General features: G+C 47.6%; 6 protein-coding genes. 4 read left to right on the forward strand and 2 right to left on the reverse strand.

Going from position 1 to position 11,162, the window contains the following annotated elements; all coding sequences use genetic code 11:
* Nucleotide 1 precedes the first annotated feature (1 nt).
* Both ABW391_RS02900 and ABW391_RS02905 read left to right on the forward strand, forming a co-directional pair.
* Nucleotides 2–4,420: a DEAD/DEAH box helicase gene (locus ABW391_RS02900; RefSeq protein ID WP_353480320.1), complete on the forward strand. Its 4,419-nt coding sequence runs from the start codon at nt 2–4 to the stop codon at nt 4,418–4,420.
* Between the two features lie 234 nt (nt 4,421–4,654).
* Nucleotides 4,655–6,064 (forward strand): hypothetical protein, encoded by a 1,410-nt coding sequence (locus ABW391_RS02905; protein WP_353480321.1) that lies wholly within the window; start codon nt 4,655–4,657, stop codon nt 6,062–6,064.
* Nucleotides 6,065–6,184: 120 nt separating this feature from the next.
* Here ABW391_RS02905 and ABW391_RS02910 read toward each other — a convergent pair whose 3' ends face one another.
* On the reverse strand, nt 6,185–8,473 hold the full coding sequence (locus ABW391_RS02910) for an NADP-dependent malic enzyme (RefSeq protein ID WP_353480322.1): 2,289 nt from the start codon (nt 8,471–8,473) through the stop codon (nt 6,185–6,187).
* A gap of 274 nt (nt 8,474–8,747) precedes the next feature.
* Between ABW391_RS02910 and ABW391_RS02915 the strand changes: the two genes are divergently transcribed.
* A complete protein-coding gene (locus ABW391_RS02915; protein ID WP_502916310.1) occupies nt 8,748–9,263 on the forward strand; it encodes a PepSY-associated transmembrane domain-containing protein in 516 nt (171 codons plus the stop codon).
* Nucleotides 9,264–9,348: 85 nt separating this feature from the next.
* The gene (locus tag ABW391_RS02920; RefSeq protein WP_353480324.1) at nt 9,349–10,377 is read left to right on the forward strand and encodes a glycoside hydrolase family 53 protein; all 1,029 of its coding nucleotides are present in this window, start codon (nt 9,349–9,351) and stop codon (nt 10,375–10,377) included.
* Nucleotides 10,378–10,448: 71 nt separating this feature from the next.
* On the opposite strand, the gene ABW391_RS02925 is transcribed toward ABW391_RS02920, so the two are convergent.
* Nucleotides 10,449–11,162, reverse strand: a complete 714-nt coding sequence (locus ABW391_RS02925; RefSeq protein WP_353480325.1) for a LolA-like protein — start codon at nt 11,160–11,162, stop codon at nt 10,449–10,451.

An 11,162-nucleotide genomic window follows, 5' to 3' on the forward strand; every position in this document is an offset into this window, starting at 1 on the left:
TATGTCTTTTCCCATTAAGGAATTAGAAAGATACATCCACCCGACCATTATGGAGCGGGGTAAAAGAATGTTTTTGGAAGATGCTGTTCAGGAACTTGCTCCTACTAGCCCCAATCATTGGCAAGCCCTGGTACGTGGTGAAAACGACAAATACAAGGTCAACATCCTGCTCGATAACGACAAATTTGAAGAAGCCCATTGTACTTGTCCTTACGATGCTGGCATTATTTGCAAACACAGCGTTGCTGCTTTGCTGGAATTGCGCGAAAAATTTGACAAGGATCCGATTATAGTTCAGAACTTGAATACCGTCAAAACCCCTGAAAAACTGTACCAGGAATTTCGCTCGCTTTCACCCGATAACAAACTGGTATTGCGTATCCTGGCCGTGGCATACGAAGGCGTCAACATCAACAAGTTTACCTACATCATCACTGATGCACGGTTTAAAGTAGAGTTTAGCCAGGCCACTTTGCGTAACAGTTTGAATAAAATGGTGCAAAGCGGTTTTTTGACCAGAGAGAAAGCCGATCGTTACGCCATAGATCCTGTATTTGCAGATTATTTATTGGATCAAGAGTTTAAAACCGAAAAAGACTTTGCCCAAGCCATTCCTTCGGTCAAGCGATTTTCGGATTCGGAATGGTGGTTGACCAACTCTCCCGACAAAGCGCGCCGCGCATTTCGAAATGCCCGTCTGGCCTATTATCAAGACGATTTGGCGGCATTTACCAAGGAAATTCAAACGGCAGATACCCATTCACCCAAATCCGGAGAACCCATTTGGCGTTCTTTTTTGCCCAATGAATTTGACCTTGAAAAGCTGGAAAAAGCACCAGTTGGGATTCGCTATCAATTGCTGATCAGCCATTTATCCTTGCTATTGCTGCACCTTAAGCCCACGGATGGCTATTTTCTCTACCTCCTGGAGAAAAAAAACCTGCCCGAAAACCTAGAAACCCGCAATACCATCCTACGCTTGATGGCTCAAATCGTGGTTTTTCAAGGCAAATGGGATCTGTTGGTCAAACTTGCGGTTCATTTCGATGAGTTGAATCAATTGAGTTTTGCGGCGCAACACCATTTTTTCAAAGGCAAATACCGCGAAGCGGAAATCGGATTTGAATTGGCCCAAAAATCCTTTCGCCGTCAAAGCCGCAACAACAAAGCTTTATTGCCAGGACTCAATGGCATTTTTTACCTTTTGGCGCGGAGCAAAGGCCTGGATATGGCTGAATCCGGCCCATTGCTTGACGAAATCAAACGCCAGATTAAACTCGGTGGCAATTACCTGGATATTTTCCATTACCTCGATGCCGTATTGGGCATGTATACAGGCGGATTAGCCCAGGCCAGAGCGGCCGTTGCACTGCGTCCCTGGCACAACATTGGGCTTTTTTTCCAGACTCTGGCCATTTACTGGGTAGATGAAACGGCCCTGAGTGCCAAAGAAATTGCCGGGATGGCCGAACACCTTCAACTCAAAGGTTACCGTTGGCTGGCCTGGCAATTGTGGGCTATCCTGGCCCTCAACGAACCGCAAAATCCGCGTTGGATCGAAGCCAGACAAGCTCTTGAACAAGAAGGGGACAACTGGGAACCAGTCGTAAATATTTTTCCTAAAGTAGAAATCTGGGAAAGCGCCCTCAATGCCCTGCTCAACCTCAGCAGCAAAATCAAACCTTCTACCGTGGAAGGCGCCACCAGATTGGTGTGGCTGGTGGATTTTGAAAACTCCGAAGCCGTAGCCAAGGAGCAAACGTTTGGGAAAAAAGGCTGGACTGCTGGCCGCAACATTTCCATCAACCGACTCATCAACCGGGAGGTCAAAGGAATGACCGATCAGGATGCCAATGCGATCAAAAAAGGCGTGATCCGTGCGGGCTACGACCAATATGAATTGAATGCCACTGCCGTTTTCCCTGGTTTGATTGGTCACCCGTTCTTGTTCCTGATGAAATCACCGGAAATCGCGGTGCAATTGTTGGAAGAAAAACCCGTCCTGCAAACCCGGGAAGTAGAAGGTGGCTACGAGATCTATTTCTCTCGCGAAATCCACGAAGTGGGTTACGAAATCGTCAAGGAATCGCCCACCCGCTACAAGCTGATCCAATACACCGAAGAGCATTATAAAGTGGCCAAAGCGCTGCAAAAGCAAAAGTTGTTTGTGCCGCTCGAAGCCCAAACCAAACTCAAAGAAGCCCTGGCGGGTTTGATGAGTTTGGTGGATGTAGAATCAACTGCGGTAAGCGTCGATGCCGACGCCCGCGAGGTAGAAGCCGATGCCCGCCCTTGTGTGCACTTGTTGCCCGTTGGCGATGGCTTTCACGTGGAATTGTACGTCAAGCCGTTTACCGACTATCCCCCCTACCAACATGCGGGGGAAGGAGAAAGCTCCATTGCCGCCAGAATTGACGAGGAATGGGTACGCACCAATCGTGACCTGAATGCCGAAACAAACAATCAGGTACGCTTGCTGGAAGGAGTACCGGTATTGCAAGAATACCTCCCACACAACAATATCTGGGAACTCGAAGACGCCGATATCTGCCTAGAATTGCTCCTGCAATTGCAACCTTTTATCGACAGTCAAGAGATCATTTTGGAGTGGCCCAAGGGCGAAAAGTTCCGCATCACCCGCGTAGCCGGACTCGGCCAGTTCAGCATGAACATCAACAGCAGGCAAGATTGGTTTGAAGTAAAAGGCGAATTGCGCATAGATGAAAACATGGTGCTCAACATGCGCCAGTTGATCGAACTTTCCCAGCAAAAACGCAATGGATTTGTAGAAATTGGCCCTGGCCAGTTTCTGGCCTTGACCGAAGAGTTTCGCCGCCGCCTTCAGGAGATTAACGCCTTGATGGCACCCAACAAAGATGGATCTTACCAGTTGCACCCACTGGCAGTTCCTGCCATGGAAAGCTTCACATCCTTGCTGGATCAGGTAGAAGCAGATAAGCGCTTCAAGGAATCGATCGACCGCATGAAGGATGCGTTTACGCGCAGTTACGTGCCTCCTGCCGAGTTTAAAGCCACCTTGCGCGAATACCAAACAGAAGGCTTCGAATGGCTATGCCGCCTGGCCGATTGGGGTGTAGGCGCTTGTTTGGCCGACGACATGGGTTTGGGTAAAACCGTACAAGCCCTGGCACTGCTGCAATTGCGTTCTACGCAAGGTCCGGCACTGGTGGTTGCCCCTGCTTCGGTATGCCGCAACTGGGTGGCAGAAATCGGCAAATTCACTCCCGAGCTAACTGCCGTTCTATTTGGAGAAGGCGACCGGGATGCTGAAATTGAAAAAGCCAAACCAGGCCAAATCCTGATCACGACTTACGACCTGATGACCCGCGAAGCGGAAAGTTTCACCAAAAAGGTCTTTTCAACCATCATCCTCGATGAGGCCCAGGCCATCAAAAACCGGGCCACCAAACGCTCCGAAACCGCCATGCGCTTACAGGGCGATTTTAAATTAATCACCACGGGAACGCCCTTGGAAAACCACCTGGGTGAGCTGTGGAACCTGTTTCAGTTCATCAATCCTGGTTTATTGGGCTCCATGGAGAGTTTCAACGAGCGCTTTGCAATACCCATCGAGCGCTTTGCCGATGATACCCGCCGCGATCAATTGCGGAGATTGATTCAACCCTTCATTTTGCGTCGCCGCAAAAACGAAGTGTTGAAAGAGTTGCCAGAAAAAACGGAAATCACCCTCACCGTAGAATTGAGTACTGAAGAAAAAGCGTTCTACGAGGCCTTGCGCCGCAAAGCACTCGAAGACCTAGAGCAATCCATGGAAGGCGGCATACAGGGCGGCCAAAAGCACCTGCGCATTCTGGCCGAAATCATGCGCTTGCGCCGTGCCGCCTGCCATCCCGGCATGGTGGACAGACAGTTCATCAAAGACCAAAGTGCCAAGTTGCGCCTATTTGGAGAAGTAGTGGAAGAATTGCTCGAAAATGGCCACAAAGCGCTGGTCTTTAGCCAGTTTGTTGACCACCTCAGCATCCTGGAAAACTACCTCAAAAGCAAAAGCATCAGCTACCAATACCTGGATGGGCAAACTCCCCTACCCCAACGCCAGAAACGCATTGAAGCATTTCAGGCTGGTGAAGGCGATCTCTTCCTGATCAGCCTCAAAGCCGGTGGTGTGGGGCTCAACCTCACCGCTGCCGACTACGTGATCCACATGGATCCCTGGTGGAACCCCGCCGTAGAAGACCAGGCAACCGATCGCGCCCACCGCATCGGCCAGGAAAAACCGGTGACGGTATACCGCCTGGTAGCCGAAGATACCATCGAGGAAAAAATCCTGAAACTGCACAGCACCAAACGCGATTTGGCCGATTCACTGTTGAGTGGATCCGATATAAGTGCAAGGTTATCGGCAGATGATTTGTTGAACTTGTTGAGGGAGCGGTAATTTAAACGCTAATAAAAATGTTGTCGCACTTCGCTTTCGGCCAAGTGCGGCAACATTTTTTTTCAATTTTTTTAATAACAATATAAACACATAAAAATTAACTTGGATACAACAAAAATTCATCTATATTTGTCATTCGACGATCCAACCAAAATAAAAGTCTGGCTACTATACACGAATCGACACTTGTGTCGGCATCAATTTTATTTTGCCATTTTTTAATCTCGTGTACAGATGAAAAAACTTATAGCCCTGATCGTTCTGCTATTGCCGCAATTGCTGTTTTGCCAATCCATAAAGTGGGGACGTCCCCATCAAAAACCCGATAAAAACCTACACATCAGCCAGGTCATTGGGCGAACCCCACAAGCCATTTACACTTTGCTGACCGATATGCGAAACCCTGCTTTGTTACCGCCCGTCATTCAAGCTTTCAATACCGATTTAAAACTCGAAAAACAGATTCCACTGCGTTTGCAATACGACCAAGGGCTGTTGAACCTTGAAAAAGCGGTTTTGCTCAATAATCGACTGCACCTCCTCCTCAGTTTTAATGACCTGAGAACAGGAAAAATGCGCTTGTACAGCCAGGAGATCAACCCCGAAAACCTGCAACCCTATCGAGCCCCGCGTCAGGTATTAGAACTCAATTGGGAGGAAGGACTTTTTACCAACCCTTTTGGTTTTGAAATCTCTCCAGATCATTCCAAGCTATTGATTTACAATCGATTTCCATATGCTTCCGGCAATTGGTTGCGCAATTGGCTGGTGGTTTGTGATGAGAATGCAGTACCGCTTTGGGCCACCGAACCCGTGTTCCCCTGGCAGGATCGAACCATCCAATTGCTGGGTTACAAAGTGAACAACGAAGGAACCGCAATGGTCTTGCTGAGTCATACCGGAATGACCATTAAAGATCAAGCTGCCGACCCTGCATACGGTATTTTGGCTTTCACAGGACAGGGAAAATCAAAAACGTATACATTCAACCTGGGTTCTGCAAAGCCCCAGCAAATACTATTGGAACTGGCAACGGATGGGCGCATGATTTGTGGCGGTTTTTTTGGCAGCCTTTCAGGTGACCTTACGGGATCTTTCGTATTAGCAATTGATCCGGCTTCAGGAAAGGTAGCGTTGAATCAACAACATTTCGGCCAGGAGGAAATGGCCAACCTGGAAGGTTCTCCCCGGCGCTTATCCGATTTTCAATTGAGAGGATTGCACCTCGATTCCAATGGCGGGATTGCCCTGATTGCAGAACAGTTTCTGCCTCCTTTTCGCGGCAGTGGCCAACGGTTTTATGGGCAAGTATTGATGGTTTGCTTCACTCGGGATCTAGCCAATTGCAAGTTGCAAAGCCTGGACAAAACCCAGGTAAGCTACGATCAGGGATATTTTGATTCCTTTGCCTATCTGGCCAAAGATGATCAAATGCTGTTGCTTTACAACGACAAAAGCAAAAATCCCATGCGCCAGGCCACATTTAACGGCAGTGGCAGTAAACTGAGTGCCTTGGAACACGGCGGCACTGAAAAAGTTAAAGTACGGCCTTCCAACTGCGCGGCACTCTCCAATCAGGAAATGTGGATTTATGCCGAGACCCTGGATAAAAAAAGCTATCAGGTAGCGCTGATGCAATTTTGAAACTGATCTTGGGTGGGTAAGGAATGAGAACAAAATAAATGCAAGCAAATGCCATAAATCACCATGTTGCTGCCTCCGACAAAAGCGCATTGATGGATGGATTTGCTTGCATGACTTATGTTACTTGACCATTTGTGCTTCCACTACCGAAATCGCAATCATGTTCACAATTTCGCGGGTGGTACTGCCCAATTGCAACACGTTTACGGGTTTTTTCAAGCCCATCAACACCGGGCCGATTTTTTCGATTGCTGCCACTTCCTTGACCAGGTTGTAGGCTATGTTGGAAGCAGAGAGGTTGGGAAACAACAAAATATTGGCGCCGTCTTTTCCCAAATCGCAGAAAGGATGGTTTTCCATCAGCAATTCGGTATCAAAAGGCAAGTGGGCTTGCATTTCGCCATCGACGATCAGCCCCGAATGTTTGGCTTTGAGCATCTCCACCGCTTTGCGCATTTTGATGGCATCGTCGCCTTCGGCGCTGCCGAAATTGGAATAAGTCAGTAAGGCTATGCGCGGTTTGATGTTGAATTTTTCAACTTCTTTGGCCGCCAATTCAGCAATTTCGACAATTTCTTCTGCTGTTGGGTTGAAGTTGACCGTGGTATCGGCCAAAAAAAGTGGACCAAAACGACTCATCAAGATGTACATCCCCGACACTTTTTTCACCCCATCCTGGCGGCCAACAATCTGCAAAGCTGGGCGCAGGGTTTCTGGGTAATTGCGGGTCATCCCTCCCAGCATGGCGTCGGCATCACCGGCCTCTACCATCATGCAAGCAAAGTAGTTGCGGCGGCGCATGATGTCGTGGGCTTCCTGCTTGTTGAAGCCTTTGCGTTTGCGTTTTTCAAAAAGGATGTCGCCATATTTTTCAAGTTTGGCCTTGCCTTCGTCGGTTTGTGGCGACATTGGGTCAATGATCTCCACCTGATCCAGGTTCAATTGATTCTCTTCGATCAGGGTCTGGATTCTTTTGATGTTGCCCAACAAAATTGGCGTCGCAATTTTTTCTTCCCGTACTTGTTGTGCAGCTTTGAGTACCGACAAGTTTTCGGCATCGGCCAAAACCACCCGTTTGGGGCTTTGTTTGGCTTTGTTCATGATGGCCTTGGTCAGGGTATTGTCCAAGCCGAGGCGTTTGGACAATTGGGTTTCGTAGGCATCCCAGTCCAGGATCGGAAACTTGGCTACGCCCGTTTCCATGGCGGCACGGGCTACAGCTGGAGCAACCGTGGTGAGCAAACGGGGATCGACGGGCTTGGGAATGATGTACTCACGGCCAAAAACCAGGTTGTCTTTGCCGTAAGCCATGTTGACCATATCGGGAACGGGCTTTTTGGCCAAATCGGCCAAGGCGCGTACGGCGGCCAGTTTCATTTCTTCGTTGATCACTTTGGAGCGCACGTCCAGGGCACCGCGGAAGATGTACGGAAAACCCAAAACGTTGTTGACCTGATTGGGATAATCGCTGCGTCCCGTTGCAAAAATGATGTCTTCGCGTGCGGCCATGGCTTCTTCGTAGGAAATTTCGGGCGTGGGATTGGCCATGGCAAAAACGATACAATCCTTGGCCATGACTTTGACCATTTCCTGATCCATCACATTGCCCTTAGACAACCCGATAAAAACATCGGCGCCTCTCAGCGCATCCAGCAAAGTGGTTTCAGCAGGAACATTGTCGTTGGCAAATTCGATTTTTTTGCCATCAAGATTGGTGCGACTCGGGTGGATCAACCCCTTTGAATCGAACATGAAAATATTTTCCTTCTTTGCCCCCAGGCTATTGTACAACTTTGAGCAAGAAATGGCCGCTCCTCCTGCTCCATTGACCACAATCTTGATGGTGGCAATGTCTTTTTCAACCAATTCCAAGGCATTGAGCAAAGCGGCTGAACTGATGATTGCGGTACCGTGCTGGTCGTCGTGCATCACGGGAATGTTCAACTCCACTTTCAGTCTCTCTTCGATTTCAAAACACTCTGGAGCAGAAATGTCTTCCAGATTGACCCCACCAAAGGTAGGTTCGAGGATTTTGACGGTGCGCACAAATTCGTCGACGTCTTTGGTATCGAGCTCAATGTCAAAAACGTCGATGTCGGCGTAGATTTTGAACAAGAGGCCTTTGCCTTCCATCACAGGTTTGCCGGCAGCAGGACCGATGTCGCCCAATCCCAATACGGCTGTTCCGTTGGAAATTACTGCCACCAGGTTGCCTTTGGCGGTGTATTTGTAGACGTCTTCGGGGTTGGCAGCGATTTCGAGACAAGGCTCGGCAACTCCAGGAGAATAAGCCAGGGTCAGATCGCGTTGGGTCGCCGTTTCTTTCGAAGGGATGACCTCAATTTTTCCAGGGCGTCCTTTGGCGTGGTAGTGAAGCGCTTCTTCTTTTAAGGTTTTATTTGTACTCATGTCAGTAAAAGTGGGTTGAAAAAAGACTCCAAGCTACTTAATTTGTATGACGCAAAAAATTACTTCCCGATTTTTTGACAGGCTTTTGAATAGAAAGCTCACTTAAAATGAACCGTTCGGCTTCCTATTCAAAAGCCAAAATCGGGAAGTTAATTTTTCTGCGTTGCTTGTTAGTGCAAATGTCAGCTTTGTTCCTTTAGATCGCAAATAAAAACTTTATTCAAGTTAAAATTCAAAAATGTACTTTTGGCCATCACAAAAAAACTACTTCGCTATGGCTAGTAAGAATTCATTTGGCAATTCAATGCGGGTTATTCACCGCTATTTGGGCTTCTTTTTGGCTGGAATCATGGCCGTTTATGCATTGAGTGGCGTGCTGCTCATTTTCCGGGATACTGATTTCCTGAAACAAGAAAAGCAAATCACCCAAACCATCAAACCCAACGCTTCTGCTGCCGAAATTGGCAAAATGTTGAAGATGAGAGAGTTTAAGGTAGACAAAGAAGAAGGTGATGTCGTCTATTTTCGGAACGGCACCTACAACAAAAGCACAGGCAAGGCGGAGTTTACGGTAAAAGAGCTGCCGAGGCTTTTGGATAAAATGACGCATTTGCACAAGGCAAAAACGGAAGATCCCTTGTATTTTTTCAATATCTTTTTTGGACTTTCCTTGCTGTTCTTCGTTGTATCTTCTTTTTGGATGTTTATGCCCAGCACCTCCATCTTCAGAAAAGGGTTGTATTTCACGTTGGGAGGTATTGTGCTTACGTTGATACTATTGTTTGCGTAATTCCATCCTTGACTGTTGGATTTGGCAATTCAACAATCCAGGTATGGAGTTTTTAGGTTTTCAACTCCCATAATATTGTCTGTCCATGAAAAAATTCATCTTCATCTTTTGCGCCATTGTATTTAGTTTGGCCTGTTCTCAAAAGAACACCCCCATCACTGTTGATCCACCCATAGATACAAGCAAAGTTGAATTTGCCAAAGGTGCAGATGTAAGTTGGGTCACCGAAATGGAAGCCGCAGGGGTCAAGTTTTACGATGCAACCGGCAAATCCCAGGAATGCATGGCGTTGATGAAAGCCTTGGGAATGAATACCATCCGCTTGCGGGTTTGGGTCAATCCTTCTCCAGTCTGGAACAATACAGCAGATGTGGTGGCTAAAGCCCTGCGCGCCAAAAGCTTGGGCTTGCGCATCATGATCGATTTCCATTACAGCGATTTCTGGGCCGATCCGGGCAAACAAACCAAGCCTGCTGCCTGGGCAGGCAAAGACTTGGCTGGCTTAAAAACCGCGCTGGCTGAACACACCACGGAAGTGCTGAGTGCCCTCAAAAATAATTCCATTGATCCCGAATGGGTACAAGTGGGCAACGAAACCAACGATGGCATGCTTTGGCCAGAAGGCAAAGCCTCGGCCAATATGAGCAACTTTGCCCAATTGCTCAATGCAGGTTACGATGCGGTAAAAGCGGTTTTCCCCAAAGCCAAAGTCATTGCACACATCTCCAATGGTTACAGCAATACGCTCTTTCGCTGGATGTTTGATGGATTGAAGGCCAACGGGGCCAGGTACGATGTGATTGGCATGTCGTTGTATCCAGGCCCCAGCGATTGGTCAAACTTCAACCAACAATGCTTGAGCAACATGAATGACATGGTAACCCGCTACAGCAAAGAAGTGATGATTGTAGAAGTGGGCATGAGCTGGGACAGCCCACAGGAATGCCGCCAGTTTTTGAGTGACCTGATCAGCAAGGTAAAATCTGTGCCTGGCAACAAAGGGCTGGGGGTATTGTACTGGGAGCCTCAGGCTTACAATTGGAAAGGTTATTCGCTGGGTGCTTTTGACAATGCTGGAAAGCCGACTGTGGCGTTTGAGGCATTTAAAAACTAAAAAAAGCCCCTCCCTAATTTAATAAAAATAGAGAGGGGCTTTTTTGAAAATTCTAAGCAATTAGAACAAAATTATTTCGCAGGTTTAACAAAAACTTGCTGGTCGATTTCCCCGTTGATGACGGTTTTATTGGTAATCATGGTGATAGCGCCCATCTGAGAGGTTATGTCAATGGTATTGGCAATTTTGATGCCGTTGACTTCTTCGTAATCGGAAAAAACCAACTCTCCTTCCTGGCCATTCACATTGGTTACCACTTTGTAAGGCAGGTAAGTTTTGGCATCCAGATATTCATCCAGGATTACGCCATCTTTTGAGGTGATTTTCAAGTGGATCATGTCCTTTTTGTCCACTTTTTCTGTACCTACCAGTTCAACTTTATTGCCTTTTTCCTGATAGTTGTACAAGGCGCCAAATGGATCCAATTGTCCCAACAACGGTTTGATTTCGTCGGCACTCATGTCTTCAGGTTCGCCTGTACCGCCCATCATAGAGGGCATGATTTTCCAACCTTTGTCGCCGTTTAATACTTGTACCATCGAGGTACCCATGATTGAGGATTCGCTGCGCATGGATTTGCCAATTACGATTACGCTTTTGCTGGGAATTTCCATGCCTTGCACCGCGATCGTTCTTTCTGAAACCACAGTATTTACGGTTTTCAATTTATCTGCGCCACCCAAGGCGGTAACGTGTAAGGCGACAATTTCGTCTACTGTTTTTTGTGCGTATACATTGGTAAATGCAATAGTGGCTAGCAACAGCCCTAGGAATTTCAATTTCAT

The sequence above is a fragment of the Haliscomenobacter sp. genome (genome assembly GCF_040403615.1).
Classification (GTDB): Bacteria; Bacteroidota; Bacteroidia; order Chitinophagales; family Saprospiraceae; genus Haliscomenobacter.